The sequence below is a fragment of the Phytobacter diazotrophicus genome, from assembly GCF_052061655.1.
In the GTDB taxonomy this organism is placed as follows: Bacteria; Pseudomonadota; Gammaproteobacteria; order Enterobacterales; family Enterobacteriaceae; genus Phytobacter; species Phytobacter diazotrophicus.
On the sequence record NZ_CM125428.1, the window covers coordinates 4782450 to 4803284 of the forward strand.

Annotated in this window: 16 protein-coding genes and 1 riboswitch; of the genes, 11 read left to right on the forward strand and 5 right to left on the reverse strand. The window is 55.7% G+C overall.

Going from position 1 to position 20835, the window contains the following annotated elements; all coding sequences use genetic code 11:
- Positions 1 to 35: 35 nt before the first annotated feature.
- Together ACS0RQ_RS23210 and sgrT are read right to left on the reverse strand one after the other, a co-directional pair.
- Positions 36 to 1214, reverse strand: coding sequence for a sugar efflux transporter (locus ACS0RQ_RS23210; protein WP_039078345.1), 1179 nt, complete (start codon positions 1212 to 1214; stop codon positions 36 to 38).
- Between the two features lie 100 nt (positions 1215 to 1314).
- Entirely contained in the window at positions 1315 to 1467 is a 153-nt protein-coding gene (gene sgrT / locus ACS0RQ_RS23215) for a glucose uptake inhibitor SgrT (RefSeq protein ID WP_072039723.1), read from the reverse strand.
- Positions 1468 to 1554: 87 nt separating this feature from the next.
- On the opposite strand from sgrT, the gene sgrR reads away from it, so the two are divergent.
- From sgrR to thiQ, 4 genes are all read left to right on the forward strand, one after another.
- Positions 1555 to 3210, forward strand: coding sequence for an HTH-type transcriptional regulator SgrR (gene sgrR / locus ACS0RQ_RS23220; protein ID WP_271848810.1), 1656 nt, complete (start codon positions 1555 to 1557; stop codon positions 3208 to 3210).
- 76 nt (positions 3211 to 3286) lie between these two features.
- Positions 3287 to 3387: riboswitch (TPP riboswitch) on the forward strand.
- Between the two features lie 32 nt (positions 3388 to 3419).
- Positions 3420 to 4403, forward strand: a complete 984-nt coding sequence (gene thiB, locus ACS0RQ_RS23225; RefSeq protein WP_271848809.1) for a thiamine ABC transporter substrate binding subunit — start codon at positions 3420 to 3422, stop codon at positions 4401 to 4403.
- A complete protein-coding gene (gene thiP / locus ACS0RQ_RS23230; protein ID WP_271848808.1) occupies positions 4379 to 5989 on the forward strand; it encodes a thiamine/thiamine pyrophosphate ABC transporter permease ThiP in 1611 nt (536 codons plus the stop codon). The genes thiB and thiP overlap by 25 nt, the downstream gene beginning before the upstream one ends.
- On the forward strand, positions 5973 to 6668 hold the full coding sequence (gene thiQ, locus ACS0RQ_RS23235; protein WP_271848807.1) for a thiamine ABC transporter ATP-binding protein ThiQ: 696 nt from the start codon (positions 5973 to 5975) through the stop codon (positions 6666 to 6668). The genes thiP and thiQ overlap by 17 nt, the downstream gene beginning before the upstream one ends.
- Here the strand turns inward: thiQ and ACS0RQ_RS23240 are convergent.
- Both ACS0RQ_RS23240 and araC read right to left on the reverse strand, forming a co-directional pair.
- Complete coding sequence (locus ACS0RQ_RS23240) at positions 6661 to 7425, reverse strand: DedA family protein (RefSeq protein WP_079497263.1); 765 nt, start codon at positions 7423 to 7425, stop codon at positions 6661 to 6663. The two genes, thiQ and ACS0RQ_RS23240, sit on opposite strands and share 8 nt — an antisense overlap.
- A gap of 127 nt (positions 7426 to 7552) precedes the next feature.
- Positions 7553 to 8398 (reverse strand): arabinose operon transcriptional regulator AraC, encoded by an 846-nt coding sequence (araC, locus tag ACS0RQ_RS23245; RefSeq protein WP_039078339.1) that lies wholly within the window; start codon positions 8396 to 8398, stop codon positions 7553 to 7555.
- 335 nt (positions 8399 to 8733) lie between these two features.
- Between araC and araB the strand changes: the two genes are divergently transcribed.
- From araB to rluA, 7 genes are all read left to right on the forward strand, one after another.
- A complete protein-coding gene (gene araB / locus ACS0RQ_RS23250) occupies positions 8734 to 10428 on the forward strand; it encodes a ribulokinase (protein WP_039078338.1) in 1695 nt (564 codons plus the stop codon).
- 10 nt (positions 10429 to 10438) lie between these two features.
- Complete coding sequence (gene araA, locus ACS0RQ_RS23255; protein WP_039078337.1) at positions 10439 to 11941, forward strand: L-arabinose isomerase; 1503 nt, start codon at positions 10439 to 10441, stop codon at positions 11939 to 11941.
- A gap of 51 nt (positions 11942 to 11992) precedes the next feature.
- The gene (gene araD, locus ACS0RQ_RS23260; RefSeq protein ID WP_271848806.1) at positions 11993 to 12688 is read left to right on the forward strand and encodes an L-ribulose-5-phosphate 4-epimerase; all 696 of its coding nucleotides are present in this window, start codon (positions 11993 to 11995) and stop codon (positions 12686 to 12688) included.
- 145 nt (positions 12689 to 12833) lie between these two features.
- A complete protein-coding gene (locus ACS0RQ_RS23265; RefSeq protein WP_420372471.1) occupies positions 12834 to 13466 on the forward strand; it encodes a YdcF family protein in 633 nt (210 codons plus the stop codon).
- Positions 13467 to 13567: 101 nt separating this feature from the next.
- The gene (gene polB, locus ACS0RQ_RS23270) at positions 13568 to 15925 is read left to right on the forward strand and encodes a DNA polymerase II (protein ID WP_271848805.1); all 2358 of its coding nucleotides are present in this window, start codon (positions 13568 to 13570) and stop codon (positions 15923 to 15925) included.
- A 284-nt stretch (positions 15926 to 16209) separates the two neighbouring features.
- Positions 16210 to 19116, forward strand: coding sequence for an RNA polymerase-associated protein RapA (gene rapA / locus ACS0RQ_RS23275; protein ID WP_271848804.1), 2907 nt, complete (start codon positions 16210 to 16212; stop codon positions 19114 to 19116).
- Between the two features lie 11 nt (positions 19117 to 19127).
- Positions 19128 to 19787: a bifunctional tRNA pseudouridine(32) synthase/23S rRNA pseudouridine(746) synthase RluA gene (rluA, locus tag ACS0RQ_RS23280; protein WP_271848803.1), complete on the forward strand. Its 660-nt coding sequence runs from the start codon at positions 19128 to 19130 to the stop codon at positions 19785 to 19787.
- Positions 19788 to 20011: 224 nt separating this feature from the next.
- On the opposite strand, the gene djlA is transcribed toward rluA, so the two are convergent.
- On the reverse strand, positions 20012 to 20827 hold the full coding sequence (gene djlA, locus ACS0RQ_RS23285) for a co-chaperone DjlA (protein ID WP_047371858.1): 816 nt from the start codon (positions 20825 to 20827) through the stop codon (positions 20012 to 20014).
- Positions 20828 to 20835: the final 8 nt, after the last annotated feature.

A 20835-nucleotide genomic window follows, 5' to 3' on the forward strand; every position in this document is an offset into this window, starting at 1 on the left:
CTCCCGGCAACCGTCAGCCGGGAGCGTTTTTCGCCTCAGACGTCTTTGACCCGGCTGGTCAGAAAAAGCGTCACCAGCGAAAGCACCGCTATCACCCAGTACACCTTCGCATGGCCGAAGCTTTGTGCCAGCGCGCCCTGTATCACCCCGGCGAGGATCACCCCCGTAGAGATACTGTTAGTGAACAGCGTCGTTGCGGACCCGGCGCGGCCTGGCATCAGATCCTGAAACCATAGCATGCCTATACCGGCAATAATCCCAATAAAGATAGCGTTAAAGAGCTGCAGACCAAGCAGAGCTTCACGGCTATGGAACATGATAAGCCCTACATAGAAGACCACGCCCGCCGCCACTGCGCTGACCATCATCCTGCGTTTACCAAAGCGCTTAACGTAGTAACCTGCCAGGATCATTGCCGGGATCTCAAGCCCCGCGGCCGTTCCCATTAATACGCCCGCCAGACTGTCCGGTAACCCCAGCTCGCTGCTGATCCACAGCGGCATATCAATGATGTACATCGTGTTGCAGGTCCACATCATCGTCGAGGCGATAAACAACATACGGACGTTCTTATTGCCCCAGCCACTGACTTCTGTAACAGCAATATCCGCAGGCTGTTCAATTCGCTTCACAGAGGGCAACCAGAGCGCCACCAGTACCAGGCTGATTACGAAGATACCAGCGGCAATCGAGTACATGGCGGTAAAGCCATAGTTGAGTGCCAGCATGAAGGCCATCGGCGGGCCAATAACCCATGCCACCGAAATTTGCGCACGCATGATCGAGCTGAACATCACCACTTCACGCGCCGAACTGTCTGCGTATTCCCGCGCCAGCGCGAAAAGCTGCGGCATAGCAGTACTGGCAAGCGACGCCAGCATCACGCCACAGGTGATTAAGGTCAGATAATGTCGATTGAAAGCAAACAGAAGAGCATTACCCACCGCCATCAGGCAGCAAAACATAATCAATTTTTTCCGATCGCCCTGTTGGTCAGAGCGTTTTGCCAGCCCGAGGCTGACCAGGATCCCGGCAATGGCGTTAACGGTATAAAACAGTCCAACCCAAAACGGTTGCGCACCCACCTCGCGACTCAGAAACAGGCTCAGCGTTGGGGCCTGCAAAGCACCAGCAACACCGATCATAAACGCGACGATCATAAAAGCGATGAAGACCCCATTCAGGCGACGTCCCATCGTGACTAACCAGAGCATAAAGATCCCTTGCATGCGAAAGAAACGAAAAAAGCCAGCAGATAATAACTGCTGGCGTGGTGATTAGCACCAATACTCAGTCACACATGATGGACGCGTTTCAGGGTTTCGAGACCGGGATTGTCACTTCCCACTGCATTAATTCTTCGAGCATTTTCAGCCGCTGATTCGTACTCAAACGAAAAAGCCGGGACGCATTCTGCGTCGCACGAAAATACGCTAAGTAAAATTGCTGTGTAGACGATCTCTTCATAACCACCTCCTCGCTTCATCACGGAAGATTATTGGCTTAATATAGGGATAAATAAATTGCTGACTTTTCATCAGGAGTTCCCCTTTTATGCCATCAGGTCGCCTGCAACAACAGTTCATTCGTCTGTGGCAATGTTGCGACGGGAAATCTCAGGAGACTACGCTCAATGAATTGGCCGATCTGCTGAGCTGTTCGCGTCGCCATATGCGGACCCTGCTCAATACCATGCAAGAGCGCGGCTGGCTGACATGGGAGGCTGAAGCCGGTCGCGGCAAGCGTTCACGCCTGACTTTTCTTTATACCGGCCTTGCCTTACAGCAACAGCGGGCAGAGGATTTGCTGGAGCAGGATCGTATTGAGCAACTGGTTCAACTGGTGGGCGATAAGAGCGCCGTCCGCCAGATGCTGATCTCGCATTTGGGCCGCAGCTTCCGCCAGGGGCGGCATATTCTGCGGGTTTTGTACTACCGTCCTCTACGTAACCTACTGCCAGGCACCGCCCTGCGGCGCTCTGAAACCCACATGGCGCGGCAAATTTTTAGCGCTCTGACTCGCATAAATGAGGAAAATGGGGAACTGGAAGCCGATATCGCGCATCACTGGAAAGCGATCACGCCGTTCCACTGGCGTTTTTATTTGCGCCCCGGCATCCATTTTCACCATGGCCGTGAACTTGAGATGCGCGATGTTATTGCGTCCCTCGAACGAGTTTGCACGCTGCCGCTCTACTCGCATATCACCCAGGTTATCTCCCCGACGCCATGGACGCTGGATATTCATCTGTCACAGCCGGACAACTGGCTGCCCTGGCTGATGGGGCATGTACCCGCCATGATCCTGCCGCAGGAGTGGAACTCGATGGCCAACTTCGCCAGCCATCCGGTCGGCACCGGGCCTTATGCTGTCACCCGCAATAACAATAACCAACTGAAAATCCATGCGTTTGATGATTACTTTGGGTATCGCGCGCTTATTGATGAAGTTAATGTCTGGGTACTGCCGGAAATTGGTGATGAACCGAACGGCGGCCTGACCATCGACGGACCAACCGACGGTGAAAAAGCGGTCGAAAGCCGCCTTGAAGAGGGCTGTTATTATTTGCTCTTCGACGCACGCTCGCACCGGGGAGCAAACCAGGGGGTTCGCGACTGGATAAGCCAGGTGCTCTCCCCTACCCGGCTGCTCTATCACGCCGAAGAACATTATCAGCAGTACTGGTTCCCGGCGTACGGACTGCTACCGCGCTGGCACCATGCGCGACCAGCCAGTGGTGAAAAACCGGCGGGGCTGGAATCGCTCACGCTGACCTTCTACCGCGATCACAACGAGCATAAAGCCATTGCCAACACCATGAGCAAGCTACTGGCGCAACATGATATACGCCTGGAGATACAAGAGGTGGATTATGAAGAGTGGCACCGTGGCGATATCGTCAGTGATATCTGGCTTAATAGCGCCAACTTCACGCTGCCGCTCGATTTTTCTCTCTTCACGCATTTGTATGAAGTTCCGCTGATTCAACACTGCGTCCCGCTGGACTGGCAGGCCGATGCTGAGCGTTGGCGAGCCGGGAAAATGAATCTGGCCGTCTGGTGCCAGCAGTTACTGGAAAGCAAAGCCATGGTACCGCTGATTCACCACTGGCTGCGGATTCAGGGCCAGCGCAGTATGCGCGGTCTGCGTATGAACACCCTTGGCTGGTTTGACTTCAAATCCGCATGGTTCGCCCCGCCGGACCCGTAATCACTGAGATTCCGGCTCTTCCTGCTGAATGATGAAGGGGCGCTTTCAGAAAACTTACAAAATCATTACAATGGCGCGGTGCTCAACGGGGTGCTGCGCCAAAAGCGTGTGCTGAGAAAATACCCGTCGAACCTGATCCGGATAACGCCGGCGAAGGGATTTGAGGCTATCGCTTAAATCCTCTTTGCCACCCATTTTTGAGGTGCAAAGTGCTTAAAAAAGTTCTGCCATTCCTGCTGCTTGCCGCAGCCCCTGCTTTCGCGAAACCGACCCTGACCGTTTACACCTACGACTCCTTCTCTGCGGAATGGGGACCGGGGCCAGCGGTAAAAAAAGCCTTCGAAGCCGACTGCAACTGCGAACTGAAATTTGTCGCGCTGGAAGATGGCGTATCGCTGCTTAACCGCCTGCGTATGGAAGGTAAAAACAGCAAAGCGGACGTGGTGCTGGGGCTGGATAACAACCTGCTTGAAGCCGCCACGCAGACCAAACTGTTCGCCAAAAGCGGTATTTCACCCGACGCCGTTAGCGTGCCTGGCGGCTGGAAAAACGACACCTTCGTTCCCTTCGACTACGGCTGGTTCGCGTTCGTTTATGACAAAAATAAACTGCAAAATCCGCCAAAGAGCCTGAAAGAGCTGGTAGAAAGCTCGCAGAAATGGCGTGTGATTTATGAAGATCCGCGTACCAGCACACCAGGTCTCGGCCTGCTGCTGTGGATGCAGAAAGTGTACGGCGATAAAGCCCCGGAAGCCTGGCAAAAACTGGCAGCCAAAACCGTGACGGTCACCAAAGGCTGGAGCGAAGCGTACGGTCTGTTCCTGAAAGGGGAAGGCGACCTGGTGCTGAGCTATACCACCTCTCCGGCCTATCACATCATTGAAGAGAAGAAAGACAACTATGCAGCCGCAGCATTTACCGAAGGCCACTATCTGCAAGTTGAAGTCGCTGCCCGAACCGCCGCCAGCAAACAGCCGGAACTGGCAGAGAAGTTCCTGAAATTTATGGTCTCTCCGGCATTCCAGAATGCCATCCCGACCGGCAACTGGATGTACCCGGTCAGCAATGTCTCGCTGCCCGCCGCATTCGATACATTGGTGAAGCCGCAAACCTCGCTGGAATATAGCCCGCAAGACGTCGCAACCCAGCGCAGCGAATGGATTAACGCATGGCAACGCGCCGTCAGCCGCTAATCTTCGGCTGGCTGGTTCCCGGACTGGCCGCCGCCGCCCTGATGGTGGCGGTTGCCTTCTCCGCGTTTCTCGCGCTCTGGCAAAACGCTCCCGCGGCCGATCTGGCGGCACTCCTGCACGATAGCTATCTGTGGCACGTGGTGCGTTTCTCTTTCTGGCAGGCCTTTCTGTCGGCGTTGCTCTCCGTCGCACCGGCTATCTTTCTCGCTCGCGCGTTCTACCGGCGACGCTTCCCTGGCCGTCTTGCCCTGCTGCGCTTGTGCGCCATGACGCTGATCCTCCCGGTGCTGGTTGGGGTATTTGGTATTCTGAGTGTTTATGGCCGCCAGGGCTGGCTTGCCTCGGCGTTTCGCGCAGCAGGTCTGGAGTGGACATTTTCACCGTACGGATTGCCCGGCATTCTGCTGGCGCACGTCTTTTTTAACCTGCCGATGGCGGCCCGTCTGCTGCTCCAGACGCTGGAGCAGATCCCCGGCGAGCAGCGACAACTGGCCGCGCAGTTGGGTATGCGCGGCTGGTCTTTCTTCCGCTATGTCGAGTGGCCCTGGCTACGCCGCCAGCTCCCGCCTGTCGCCGCCCTGATTTTCATGCTCTGCTTTGCAAGCTTTGCCACCGTGCTGTCGCTGGGCGGCGGCCCGCAAGCGACGACGATTGAACTGGCTATCTATCAGGCGTTGAGTTACGACTTCGACCCAGGCCGCGCGGCACTGCTGGCGTTAATTCAGATGATCTGCTGCCTGGGGCTGGTTCTGCTCAGCCAGCGCCTTAGCAAAGCCATTTCCGTGGGTAGCCATCAGATTCAGGGCTGGCGCAACCCGGAAGATCGCTTTTTCAGCCGTATCGCCGACTATACGCTCATCACACTGGCGCTTCTTCTACTGTTGCCACCCCTGCTGGCGGTCATTATCGATGGCCTGAACCTCAGCCTTTTTCATGTGCTTGCTCAGCCCGTGCTCTGGCAGGCAATCTGGACCTCTGTGCGCATTGCTCTGGGAGCGGGGTTACTGTGTATCACGTTGACCATGATGCTACTCTGGAGCAGCCGTGAGCTACGCGCCCGCCAGCATCAACTGGCCGGACAAGCGCTGGAGATGAGCGGCATGCTGATTCTGGCGATGCCTGGTATTGTGCTGGCGACCGGCTTTTTCCTGCTGCTCAATAACAGCATCGGCCTGCCCTCGTCCGCCGATGGCATCGTGATTTTCACCAATGCGTTGATGGCGATTCCCTATGCACTGAAAGTACTGGAGAACCCCATGCGGGATGTGACGGCACGCTACAGCCTGCTTTGTCAGTCTCTGGGTATTGAAGGTTTCAATCGGTTAAAGGTCATTGAACTGCGTGCCCTTAGAGCACCGCTGGCGCAGGCGCTGGCCTTTGCCTGCGTGTTGTCAATTGGTGATTTTGGCGTTGTGGCGTTATTTGGCAATGACGATTTCCGTACGTTGCCCTTCTATCTTTATCAGCAAATTGGCGCCTATCGCACGCAGGATGGTGCGGTTACCGCGCTGATTTTGCTGTTACTGTGCTTTTTACTGTTCACCCTTATCGAAAAACTTCCGGGCCGCCATGCTAAGACTGACTGATGTAACCTGGCTGTATCAGCATTTACCCATGCGTTTTACGCTGTCGATCCAACAGGGCGAACAGGTCGCCGTGCTTGGGCCTAGCGGAGCCGGGAAAAGTACGCTGCTAAATTTAATCGCCGGTTTTCTCTCCCCGGCCAGCGGCGTCATTATGATTGAGAATAGCGATCACACACGCACGCCGCCTTCGCGGCGCCCGGTGTCGATGCTATTTCAGGAGAACAACCTCTTTATCCATCTCACGGTGCGGCAAAATATAGGTCTGGGGCTGAACCCTGGCCTAAAACTGTCTAGTGCGCAAAATACAAAACTTGAGGCCATTGCCAGCACTATGGGGCTGGATACGTTGCTTGGCCGCATGCCGGATCAGCTTTCTGGTGGCCAGCGACAGCGCGTGGCACTGGCCCGTTGTCTTGTGCGTGAACAACCCGTGCTCTTGCTGGATGAACCCTTCTCCGCGCTCGATCCGGCCCTGCGCCAGGAGATGCTTGCACTGGTAAAAGAGATTTGTCATCGCCAGCAGTTAACGCTGTTGATGGTGTCGCACAATGTGGAAGATGCCGCCCGTATCGCGTCGCGCGCGCTGGTGATTGCCGATGGTCGTATCGCCTGGGACGGGAAAACAGACGAACTGCTCAGCGGCAACGCGCCTGTCTCCTCGCTGCTTGGGATCAGGTAACCACTTTTTGCAAGATAGACAGGTAGATGGGCATTAAAGGGTGGCGAACCAGAATGGTCACCGCAAACACGGCCCCCACCGTCAGCAGCGGCGCCAGCCAGAACAATCGGCGACGCGGCAGATATACCGTTAAACGATCCAGTCCGGCTTTACCACTACGCCACAGGCGCCAGCACATCCAGAATGCCAGCCAGAGCAGCACCGCTGCCAGCAGCAGCAGCCATTTAAAGTTACCGCTCTGCTCCCCCGCCGGGATATCAATCGCCGCTCCCGCCAGGATACCAGGCAAGAAATAGAAAGGCGGCCACAGCAAGCAACCAAGGATGTTAGGCGGGATAAACTTCGTGACCGGCAGATCAAGCATGCCCGCGACCATCGGCACAACCGGACGCGTCGGCCCCACAAACCGCCCCACCAGAATGGTGAACATGCTGTGCTGATGCAGCGCATGCTCGGTTTTATTCAACAGCGCTTTGTTTTTGCGAATGAATGACCAGCGGTGCAGCGGTTTTTTGAAACGCCAGCCGAGCCAGAATGAGATCCAGTCCCCCAGCAGACATCCCACAATCCCCGCCATCCAGGCGTGCCAGAAATTCACTTCACCGCTGCCAATCAGCGCCCCGAGTGCCGCCATCATCACGGTGCCGGGTAGGATAAGCCCCACCAGCGCCAGCGACTCCAGAAAAGCTACGAGTGCAATCGCAATCAGCGTATAGGCCGTAGATTGGGTAACAAAGTGTTCCAGCAGTGCTTGCATATGTTTTCCGGTCAAAAAATGAAGCTGGAATTCTCCAGGCGCATACCCTGAGGGTCAAGCTTCAATTATCTGAATATTTTGCCGGTTATGACAGGTTGCCGGGCCACTCCTTGCCTATCTTTACGCTCTATTCACATCCTGCACGAAATTCACTGGGACTGGCGCCGGTACATTTTTTAAAAACGCGTGAGAAATAGAGCTGATCTTCAAAGCCGACATTACGCCCCACGCTGGCGATTGGCATACGCGTAGTGCTCAACAGCAGCTTCGCCTGACTGATACGCTGATCCTCGCGCCAGCTCAGCACGCTCACCCCCAATTGCTGACGGAACAGGTGCGAGAGACGGGACGGTGACAGACACACATGCTGCGCGACGCTGGCGATATCAAAATGGTTGTCCGCCAGATGATCGCTGATGTACTGGCAGGCGTCGCGCACGCGGTTATCGAGCGGCGGATGCAGTGATTCATTGATGGCATCCATACGGCGCAATAACAGTTGTTCGAGCAGATTTATCGCCAGCAATTCTGCGTAACGTCCTCCGCTCTGCCCGGCATCGATAATCTGCCCAAAGAGCTCGCTAAACTGCGCCAGCCAGGGCTCTTCCGGGCGAAAGAAACCAGTCTGCGCGAAAATGGTCGGCCAGCTTAGCCACTCATGCCAGTAGGCGCGCGGACGGAAGTAGACCCACTGGTGATACCACTCTTTGGCATCCGGGTGGCGGCCATAGTGATGAATTTCTCCCGGCGGAAACAAAATCATGTCACCGGGGCGGCAAACATACTGTTTCCCGTGGTTATTGATGACCCCCTCACCACGAATGGTGAAATTGAGAATGTACCCCTTCATTCCCAGCGGACGATCGATAAAAAAATCGAGATAGCCCTCGGACTCGATAGGGGTCAACCCCGCCACCAGATGGGCGTTAAACGAGTAACCAGGCAACAGAGGATCATTTTGTGACTCAGCCATAAACTCGATACTCCGGGCATCATGAAGGAAACCAATTGTCCATATTGATACGCTTTTCATTAATCAGGCGTTTTGACCAGGCACAAGGAAAACGCCGCCACTTTTAACCCCGCCAGATAAAAGCAATTACGCCATTTTTATGACGCAAAGGGGACAAAAAGAGTCAACCAAAGTGTCTATAAAGGCGATTAAAATGTCCACATGGAATTTTTGCACACGGTCACACTTTGCACTCCCATAGCATTTTCGTCCATAAGATTAGCGAATCCTGCCTGACGCTTTTTTCCGCCGATCACTATGTTTCTCCATAAGGTTATTCTTCATGGAGCAACACGATGGCAATCACAATTGGCCTCGATTTTGGCAGCGACTCCGTTCGCGCACTGGCGGTGGACTGTACCTCTGGGGCAGAAATCGCCACCAGCGTCGAGTGGTATCCTCGCTGGCAAGAAGGGCGTTACTGCGACGCGGCACATAATCAATTTCGCCACCATCCCCGGGACTATATCGAGTCGATGGAAATGGCGCTTAAAAGCGTGCTGGCAGAACTGACACCTGAACAGCGTGCCCAGGTCAAAGGCATTGGCGTGGACAGCACCGGTTCAACGCCTGCTCCTGTCGACGCAGAAGGCCGGGTCCTGGCACTGCGTCCGGAATTTGCAGACAACCCCAATGCGATGTTTGTGTTGTGGAAAGATCATACGGCGGTCGAAGAAGCCGAAGCGATCACCGCTCTGTGCCACGCAACGGGTAAAGTCGACTATTCACGCTACATTGGCGGGATTTATTCCAGCGAATGGTTCTGGGCAAAAATCCTGCACGTGACCCGCGCCGACAGCAATGTCGCTCAGGCTGCCGCATCGTGGATTGAACTGTGCGACTGGGTGCCTGCCCTGCTCTCCGGTACCACCCGTCCGCAGGATATCCGCCGTGGTCGCTGCAGCGCCGGGCATAAATCCCTGTGGCATGAAAGCTGGGGTGGTTTACCCCCCGCCAGCTTCTTCGATGAACTGGATCCAATCCTCAACAAACACCTGCCCTGCCCACTCTTTACCGATACCTACACCGCCGATATCCCGGTTGGCACGCTGACGGCGGAATGGGCGCAACGCCTTGGCTTACCGGAAACGGTGGTTATTTCCGGCGGCGCGTTCGACTGCCATATGGGGGCAGTAGGTGCAGGCGCACAGCCCAACACGCTGGTCAAAGTCATTGGTACGTCGACTTGCGATATTCTTATCGCTGATAAGCCGAGCGTCGGCGACCGTGCCGTGAAAGGCATCTGTGGTCAGGTGGATGGCAGCGTGGTACCCGATTTTATTGGTCTGGAAGCAGGTCAATCGGCGTTCGGCGATATCTATGCCTGGTTTGGCCGCATCCTCGGCTGGCCGCTGGAGCAACTGGCGCTGCAGCATCCGGAACTGAAGACGCAAATTAAAGCCAGCCAGAAACAACTACTGCCAGCCCTTACAGAGGCCTGGGCGCAAAACCCATCGCTGGAACACCTGCCGGTTGTCCTCGACTGGTTCAACGGCCGCCGCACGCCGAACGCGAACCAGCGCCTGAAAGGGGTGATCACCGACCTGAATCTTGCAACCGATGCCCCGGCGCTCTTTGGTGGGCTGATTGCCGCTACTGCCTTTGGCGCTCGCGCCATTATGGAATGTTTCACCGAGCAAGGTATCGCGGTGGACAACGTCATGGCGCTGGGGGGTATCGCCCGTAAAAACCGCGTCATCATGCAGGCCTGCTGCGATGTGCTTAATCGCCCGCTGCAAATTGTCGCCTCGGATCAGTGCTGTGCACTCGGTGCGGCTATTTTTGCCGCCGTCGCCGCAGGCGTTCACACCGATATTCCTGCCGCACAACAGCAAATGGCCAGCCAGATCGAAAACACGCTGCAACCCGCACCTGCGCAGGCTCAACGCTTTGAACAACTCTACCGCCGCTATCAGCAATGGGCGAAAAGCGCCGAGCTTCACTATCTCCCTGTAGCTGCGCCAGCAACGCAGGCAGCGCTCACTCACTAAGGACACAATAATGACGATTTTTGATAATTATGAAGTTTGGTTTGTGATTGGCAGCCAACACCTTTACGGACCCGAAGCCCTGCGTCAGGTGACGCAGCATGGCGAACAAGTGGTTAACGCGCTGAACGCTGAGGCCAAACTGCCCTGCAAACTGGTTCTTAAGCCGCTCGGCACCTCGCCGGATGAGATAACGAATATCTGTCGTGACGCCAACTATGACGACAAATGCGCCGGTATGGTGGTGTGGCTGCATACCTTCTCACCGGCAAAAATGTGGATTAACGGCCTGACAATCCTCAACAAACCGCTTCTGCAATTCCACACTCAGTTTAACGCTGCCCTGCCGTGGGACAGCATCGACATGGACTTTATGAACCTGAACCAGACCGCGCACGGCGGCCGTGAGTTCGGCTTTATCGGTGCCCGCATGCGCCAACAGCATGCGGTGGTGACCGGCCACTGGCAGGACAAAAAAGCGCACCAGCGTATTGGTGCCTGGATGCGCCAGGCCGTGTCCAAACAGGATACCCGTCATCTGAAAGTGTGCCGTTTCGGCGACAACATGCGTGAAGTGGCGGTGACCGACGGCGATAAAGTAGCCGCACAAATCAAGTTCGGTTTCTCCGTCAACACCTGGGGTGTGGGCGATCTGGTGCAGGTCGTGAACAGCATCAGTGAAGGTGATGTTAACGCGCTGGTCGACGAGTATGAAAGCAGCTACCGCCTGACCGCAGCCGCACAGGTGAATGGCGACAAGCGTCAGAATGTGATTGATGCCGCACGCATTGAGCTGGGTATGAAACGCTTCCTGGAACAGGGGGGCTTCCACGCCTTTACCACCACATTCGAAGATTTACACGGCCTGAAACAGCTTCCGGGCCTGGCGGTTCAACGCCTGATGCAGCAGGGCTACGGCTTCGCTGGCGAAGGCGACTGGAAAACTGCCGCTCTGCTTCGCATCATGAAGGTGATGTCGACCGGTCTGCAGGGCGGCACCTCCTTTATGGAGGACTACACCTATCACTTCGAAGAGAACAACGATCTGGCACTCGGCTCGCACATGCTGGAGGTGTGCCCGTCTATCGCGCTGGATGAAAAACCAATCCTGGATGTTCAATACCTCGGCATTGGCGGTAAAGCCGATCCGGCACGCCTGATCTTCTCTACCAAAACAGGCCCGGCCATTAACGCCAGCCTGATCGATCTGGGGGATCGCTTCCGCCTGCTGGTGAACTGCGTTGATGCCGTTAAGACGCCGCACGATCTGCCGAAACTGCCGGTTGCGAACGCATTGTGGAAAGCACAACCGGATCTACAGACCGCCTCCGAAGCCTGGATTCTGGCGGGCGGCGCGCATCATACCGTGTTCAGCCACGCCCTGAACCTTGATGACATGCGCCAGTTCGCTGAGCTACACGGTATCGAAATTGTGACTATCGATAACGAAACCCGCCTGCCTGCCTTTAAAGACGCTTTGCGCTGGAACGAAGTGTATTACGGCTCCAAACGTTAACAGGGGAACATTAGGCCTGCTCCGGCAGGCCGCTTTTTCCTGGAGGAAAGCATGTTAGAAGCATTGAAACAGCAAGTGCTGGAAGCCAATCTGGCGCTGCCAAAACACAACCTGGTGACCCTCACCTGGGGGAATGTCAGCGCCGTTGACCGCGAACGTGGCGTACTGATAATTAAACCGTCCGGCGTCGATTACAGCGTCATGACCGCCGGGGATATGGTGGTGGTCAGTCTCGAAACCGGGGAAGTGGTGGAAGGGAAAAAGAAACCCTCTTCCGACACCCCAACGCATCGCCTGCTCTATCAGGCGTTCCCGACCATTGGCGGCATTGTGCATACCCATTCGCGCCACGCTACCATCTGGGCACAGTCCGGCCAGGCCATTCCGGCGACCGGAACAACCCACGCAGACTATTTCTACGGCACCATTCCCTGTACGCGCAAAATGACGGATGCCGAAATTAACGGTGAATACGAGTGGGAAACCGGCAACGTGATCGTTGAAACCTTCAGAAAGCAGGGTATCGATCCGGCGCAAATGCCCGGCGTACTGGTGCACTCACATGGGCCGTTCGCCTGGGGGAAAAACGCCGACGACGCGGTGCACAACGCCATCGTACTGGAGGAAGTGGCCTATATGGGCATTTTCTGCCGCCAGCTCGCGCCAGAGCTCCCGGAGATGCAACAGACACTTCTGGACAAACACTATCTGCGCAAACACGGCGCAAAAGCCTATTACGGGCAGTAAGTTTTACCCTCTCCCGCCCCGTAGCCAGGCTACGGGGCGTTCATTTTTAACTTCCTAATTTTCCGCGTTATATCCAGCATGTCGTTGCCATTTCACGACAAACTGGCAATGCTATGCGATACGGCAACCGGCGGGAGAAAAGCCAGTGAAAATAAAGGGAGCAGGAAAATGGATACTGCTGGGGCTCGTCACGGCGGCGTTCGTGATCATTTATAACGCCATCGCGATTTACCGCTTTAGCCAACAGGACCAGACACGCGAAGCAGATTGCGCGATTGTTGCCGGAGCCGGTATCAATAAAAAATCCCCCAGCCCGGTTTTTACCGCCAGATTAGACCACGCGATTTGGTTATATCAGGAAGGCAAGGTGAACTCGCTGATCCTGACAGGCGGTCTCAGTAATGGCGCAACCGAGTCCGATGCCGCCGTCGCCCGACATTATCTCTTAAATCGGGGTGTCCCTGAGTCGGTCATTTTTATCGATGAGCAATCTACCGTTACCCGTGAAAATATCCATAACGCCAAAATAATCATGACACGCCAGAATATGCAGACCGCGCTGCTGGTCAGCGATCCTTTGCATATGCTGCGCATGCGGCTTATCGCACACGATAACGATATTGTGAGCTGGTCATCGCCCACCACCACAAGCCGATATCGTTCCTGGCAAACGCAACTGCCTTTTCTGCTTAGGGAAGCGTTCTACTACACCGGTTATCGCCTACTGCGATATCTTCCGCGTATTCCGATACAAAAAGTTGACTGCAAGCCCGGCTGAGTGCAGCGGCGGGCGCGCACCCGCACACCTGTACAAAAAATCAGTATCCCCGGGTAAACCAGGCTATAATCTCGCCGATAATGAGGCGATGAGAGAATGGTGTGACGCAAGCGCGAGAAGGCTTTTTACTGACCCGACACTGGCGGGACACGCCACAGGGAACCGAGGTGGAATTCTGGCTGGCGACGGATAACGGGCCGTTACAGGTCTTTTTGCCGCCGCAAGAATCGGTTGCGTTTATCCCCAGTGCGCAAGTCAGCCAGGCACAGCGTTTACTCGCCGGAGAAAACCAATACCGCCTCACACCGCTGCAACTTAAGGATTTCCACCGCCAGCCCGTTCACGGGCTATATTGTCGGGCGCACCGCCAGTTGATGCGCTATGAAAAGCTGCTGCGCGACGGTGGCGTTACGGTTTATGAAGCCGACGTCCGCCCGCCAGAGCGCTTTCTGATGGAGCGCTTTATTACCGCGCCGGTATGGGTGGATGGCGAGCCGCGCGGCGAGCAACTGACCAACGCGCGCCTGAAACCCAATCCGCATTACCGCCCGCCCCTCAAATGGGTCTCGCTGGATATCGAAACCACCCGTAACGGCGAACTTTACTGTATCGGGCTGGAGGGGTGCGGCCAGCGCACGGTCTATATGCTCGGTCCGGAAAACGGTGATGCCAGCGGGCTGGATTTCACTCTTGAGTATGTCGCCAGCCGTCCGCAACTTTTGGAAAAGCTCAACGCCTGGTTTGCGCAGCACGATCCCGACGTGATTATCGGCTGGAACGTCGTGCAGTTCGACCTGCGCGTGCTGCAAAAAAGCGCGGAACGTTATCGCCTGCCTTTATTACTCGGGCGCGGCAATCAACCGCTCGAATGGCGCGAGCACGGGTTTAAAAACGGCGTCTTTTTCGCCCAGGCAACTGGCAGGGTGATTATCGACGGGATTGAAGCGCTTAAATCCGCTTTCTGGAATTTCTCCTCTTTTTCGCTGGAAACGGTATCGCAGGAGTTACTGGGTGAAGGCAAAGCGATCGATAACCCATGGGATCGCATGGACGAAATCGATCGCCGTTTCGCCGAAAACAAGCCCGCCCTTGCCACCTATAACCTGAAAGATTGTGAACTGGTTACGCGCATCTTCCACAAAACGGACATCATGCCGTTCTTGCTGGAACGCGCTACGGTGAACGGCCTGGCGATTGACAGACATGGCGGTTCGGTGGCGGCGTTTAGCCATCTCTATTTTCCGCGGATGCACCGCGCGGGGTATGTCGCGCCAAACCTTGGTGATGTGCCACCGCAGGCCAGTCCCGGCGGCTATGTGATGGACTCACGCCCGGGACTGTACGATTCCGTGCTGGTGCTGGACTACAAAAGCCTGTATCCCTCGATCATCCGCACCTTCTTGATCGATCCCGTCGGCCTGGTGGAAGGGATGGCGCATCCGGATCCTGAACACAGCACAGGCGGCTTTCTGGGCGCACGCTTTTCCCGGCAGACCCATTGCCTGCCCGGGATCGTCGGTCAAATCTGGCATGGCCGCGATGAAGCCAAACGAGTGGGAAACAAACCACTGTCGCAGGCACTTAAGATCATCATGAATGCGTTTTACGGCGTGCTGGGCACCAGTGCCTGCCGTTTTTTCGATCCGCGTCTTGCTTCATCGATCACTATGCGCGGCCACGAGATCATGCGGCAGACCAAAGCGCTGATTGAGTCTCAGGGCTATGACGTCATTTACGGCGATACGGATTCCACCTTTGTCTGGCTCAAAAAAGCACATAACGAGGCCGATGCGGCACGTATTGGTCAAGAACTGGTGGCTTATGTGAACAACTGGTGGGAGGCACATCTATCCGCTGAGCATTTAACCAGTGCGCTGGAACTGGAATTCGAAACCCATTTTTGCCGTTTTTTGATGCCAACCATTCGCGGCACAGAACAGGGAAGTAAAAAGCGCTACGCCGGATTGATACAGGAAGGTGAAGAACAACGGATGGTGTTCAAAGGGCTGGAGACCGTACGAACCGACTGGACGCCGCTGGCGCAGCAATTTCAAAAGACACTTTATTTGCGTATCTTTCGCAATGAGCCCTATCAGGACTATGTGCGCGAAACGATTGATAAGCTGATGGCAGGCGAACTGGATGCGCTACTGGTCTACCGCAAGCGTCTGCGCCGCCCGTTGGCCGATTACGAGCGTAACGTGCCGCCTCATGTTCGCGCAGCACGACTCGCCGATGAACAGAATCTGAAACGCGGCCGCCCGCCCCAGTATCAAAATCGGGGTACCATCAAATATGTCTGGACGACACAGGGGCCGGAACCGGTGGATTATCAACAATCTCCCCTGGATTACGACCACTATCTGACCAAACAACTTCAGCCGGTCGCTGATGGAATACTGCCCTTCACCGACGATGATTTTGCTACACTACTGACAGGGCAACTGGGACTGTTTTGACTTCGTATCCGGCTGGCACAGTAACAGAGGCCAGCCTTCGAGCCTCTGGATTGTGGGTTGCTTCACGGCCATTGTTGAGCTGGTTTTCGGCGTACAGTGAACAAGGTGATCAACGTGCCAACAACGCGGTGACTTGCAAAACAACGGGCATAACGAGAGTGACGAAAGCATTGCCATCCAGTACCATAGCGCCCTTTCTATTCCTGGCCCCAAACTTAGCCGTCCGCCTGATTCTCAGGCGGTGACGAACTATTGCCTGCAATTTGAGATATAGAGTTCAATTTATGCCCTTTACACTTGGTCAACGCTGGATAAGCGACACGGAAAGCGAACTCGGACTGGGTACAGTCGTAGCGATGGATGCGCGAACCGTTACTCTGCTTTTTCCCGCGACGGGAGAAAATCGTCTGTATGCACGCAGCGATTCCCCCGTTACACGCGTCATGTTTAATCCTGGCGATACGGTAACCAGCCACGAAGGCTGGCAGCTGACTGTTGAAGACGTAAAAGAAGAAAACGGCCTGCTCGCCTATACCGGTACCCGCCTGGATACGCAGGAAACCAACGTCATGCTGCGCGAGGTCTTTCTCGACAGCAAACTGGTCTTTAGCAAACCGCAAGACCGCCTGTTCGCCGGGCAAATCGACCGTATGGACCGTTTCGCGCTGCGTTATCGCGCGCGTAAATATCAAAGTGAACAGTACCGTATGCCGTGGAGCGGGCTGCGCGGCCAGCGTACCAGCTTGATCCCTCACCAGTTGCATATCGCCCACGATATTGGCCGTCGCCATGCGCCACGTGTCCTGCTGGCGGACGAAGTTGGTTTAGGCAAAACCATTGAAGCCGGGATGATCCTCCACCAGCAGTTATTGTCTGGTGCCGCAGAACGTGTGCTGATCATCGTGCCGGAAACGCTGCAACACCAGTGGCTGGTCGAAATGCTGCGTCGCTTCAACCTGCGCTTTGCGCTGTTTGATGACGAACGCTATGCCGAAGCGCAGCACGATGCCGACAACCCATTTGAAACAGAACAACTGGTGATTTGCTCACTGGACTTCGTGCGTCGTAATAAACAGCGCCTGGAGCACCTGTGTGACGCCGAATGGGATTTAATGGTGGTGGATGAAGCCCATCACCTGGTGTGGAGCGAAGAGGCTCCAAGCCGCGAATACCAGGCCATTGAACAGCTTGCTGAGCGCGTGCCGGGCATTTTGCTGCTTACCGCGACACCGGAGCAACTCGGCCTTGAGAGCCACTTTGCGCGTCTGCGCTTGTTGGATCCAAACCGTTTCCACGATTTCGCTCAGTTCGTTGATGAACAACAGAACTATCGCCCGGTTGCTGACGCGGTTGCCTTGTTACTGGCAGGCAAACGCCTGAGTGATACCGAGCTCAATACGCTTAGCGACCTGATTGGCGAACAGGACATCGAGCCGCTGCTGCAGGCCGCCAACAGTGACCGTGACGACGCTGAGGCAGCGCGTCAGGAGCTGATTTCGATGCTAATGGACCGCCACGGCACCAGCCGCGTGCTGTTCCGTAACACCCGTAACGGCGTGAAAGGCTTTCCGAAACGCGAACTGCACACCATCAAGCTGCCACTACCGACCCAGTATCAGACGGCAATTAAAGTCTCCGGCATCATGGGCGCGCGTAAAAGTGCTGAAGACCGTGCCCGCGATATGCTCTACCCGGAACAGATCTATCAGGAATTCGAAGGCGACAGCGGTACCTGGTGGAACTTCGACCCTCGCGTCGAATGGCTGATGGGCTATCTGACCAGCCATCGTTCACAGAAGGTTCTGGTGATCTGCGCCAAAGCGGCCACCGCACTGCAACTGGAGCAGGTCTTGCGCGAACGTGAAGGTATCCGTGCCGCAGTGTTCCATGAAGGCATGTCGATTGTAGAACGTGACCGCGCGGCGGCCTGGTTTAGCGAAGAAGACAGCGGCGCGCAGGTGTTGCTGTGCTCTGAAATCGGTTCCGAAGGACGTAACTTCCAGTTTGCCAGCCATCTGGTCATGTTCGATCTACCGTTCAATCCGGATCTGCTCGAACAGCGTATCGGTCGTCTGGATCGTATCGGCCAGGCGCATGACATTCAGATCCACGTGCCTTATCTGGAAAAAACGGCGCAATCCGTGCTGGTGCGTTGGTACCACGAAGGCCTGGACGCGTTCGAACACACCTGCCCGACAGGGCGGACGATTTACGACAAGGTCCACACCGATCTGATTAATTACCTTGCATCGCCGGAAAATACCGACGGTTTTGATGACCTCATCAAGGCCTGCCGCGAGCAGCATGACGCGCTGAAAGCGCAGCTTGAGCAAGGTCGGGACCGTCTGCTGGAAATCCACTCCAACGGCGGTGAAAAAGCGCTGGCGCTGGCAGAAAGCATTGAAGAGCAGGACGATGATACCGGGCTTATCAATTTCGCCATGAACCTGTTCGATATCGTCGGTATCAACCAGGACGATCGCGGCGAAAACATGATTGTGCTGACGCCATCCGACCATATGCTGGTACCGGATTTTCCGGGCCTGCCGGAAGATGGCTGTACCATCACCTTTGAGCGTGAGGTGGCACTGTCCCGTGAAGATGCGCAATTTATTACCTGGGAACATCCGCTGATTCGCAACGGGCTGGATCTGATCCTCTCTGGCGATACCGGTAGCAGCACCATTTCATTGTTGAAAAACAAGGCACTGCCTGTCGGTACACTGCTGCTGGAACTGATTTATGTCGTTGAGGCACAGGCGCCGAAACAACTGCAGCTTAACCGCTTCCTGCCGGCAACGCCGATTCGTCTGCTGGTGGATAAAAACGGCACTAACCTTGCCACACAGGTCGAGTTCGAGAGTTTCAACCGTCAGCTCAGCGCGGTTAACCGCCACACCGGCAGTAAGCTGGTGAACGCCGTACAGCAGGATGTACACACCATTCTGCAAAAAGGTGAAGCGCAGGTCGAAAAAGCCGCACAGGCATTGATCGACGCCGCGAAGCGCGAAGCGGATGAAAAACTGTCAGCGGAACTGTCGCGCCTCGAAGCCCTCAAAGCAGTTAACCCGAATATTCGTGATGACGAGCTGAGCGCTATTGAGAGCAACCGCCTGCAAGTGCTGGAAAGCCTTTCTCAGGCAGGCTGGCGTCTTGACGCGCTGCGTCTTATCGTTGTGACGCATCAGTAACGGAGCAGGCTATGGTAATGGAGTCCTACAATCCGCCTCAGGATCCCTGGCTGACCATTCTCTATCAGGATGAGCACATTATGGTGGTCAACAAGCCGAGCGGGTTGTTGTCTGTTCCTGGGCGTCTTGAAGAGCATAAAGACAGCGTGATGACGCGTATTCAGCGCGATTTCCCGCAGGCGGAATCCGTGCATCGTCTGGACATGGCGACCAGCGGCGTGATTGTGGTGGCTCTGACCAAAGCGGCGGAGCGCGAGCTCAAGCGCCAGTTCCGCGAGCGCGAACCGAAAAAGCAGTATGTGGCGCACGTTTGGGGACACCTGGAGCACGACGCGGGGCTTGTCGATCTGCCGCTGATTTGCGACTGGCCGAATCGTCCGAAGCAGAAAGTCTGCTACGAGACCGGTAAACCCGCGCAGACCGAGTATGAAGTGCTGGAATTCGCCGCCGACAATACCACGCGCGTGCGGCTTAAGCCGATTACCGGTCGCTCGCACCAATTGCGTGTGCATATGCTGGCGTTGGGGCATCCGATTCTGGGCGACAGGTTTTACGCGACGCCAGAGGCTCTTGCTCTGGCGCCACGCCTGTTACTGCATGCGGAAACGTTGACGATAACCCACCCGGCGTATGGCAACAGCATGACGTTCAGGGCGCCGGTGGATTTTTGACTTAACGCGGCTTACGGTCCCGGATGGCGGCTGCGTCTTATCCGGGCAACCGTCAAAACCAGCAGGTAGCCTGGGCGAGGCGTTTTACGCCAGCTCCCGGGGTTATTACGGAGCCTGGCGCCAGGCCATCGACGGCCTGCGCACAGCAACCGGAGCGTACTCAAAGTACGTGAGGATTGCGAGCACAGCCCGGGGATAACCTGGCAAGTAAGCTAGCCCGCAACTTACTTAAACCCTTTCTGCTCTTTAATGAGCTCATAAGCCTTCTGAATCTCCTGCGCTTTCTGCTTCGCCATCTCCATCATCTCCGGCGGCAGCCCTTTCGCCACAAGCTTATCCGGATGATGTTCGCCCATCAGCTTACGGTAGGCGCGTTTAATGGTGGTGGCATCATCCGTTGGCTTCACACCCAGCACATTACAGGCATCTTCAAGCGTAGGGCCACGTTGCGCCTGCTGCTGCCAGCCGCCGCCCGCTTGCTGCTGATAGCCACCGCCAAACTGCGCCCCGCCCTGCATCATGCGTAAAAACTGATCGAACTGACCACGAGAGATCCCCAGTTCTTCAGCAATGACGTACAGCACTTCGCGCTCATTAGGATGCAGCGAGCCATCAGCGAATGCCGCCTGAATCTGGATTTCCAGGAACATTCTGATTAAATCAAAGCGTCCGAAGCAAACACTGCGAAACTGACGCATTTTGTCACGTAATGGGTAGTTATCCGCTTTGCCCACGCGAAACGCCTGCTGCGCCGCCGCACGTGAGTCACCGTGCAGATTCATCCGGTCCATAAAAAGACTGGCAACCTGAATATCAGCCTGCGTCACGCGACCTTTGGACTTTGTTAAATGGCCCATCACCTCGAAGGTGGTGGCAAAAAAGAGCGTCTGACGTTCCCGTTGATTGGCAAACCACGCCATTTTTCGGCTGCGAGCCTTATCAAACATATGGCCGATTAACAGCCCGAGAACCGCGCCCCAAAAGCCTCCGCCCATGATCAGAGCGAAAACCACACCAACCACTTTTCCCCAATACTGCATATACTCCC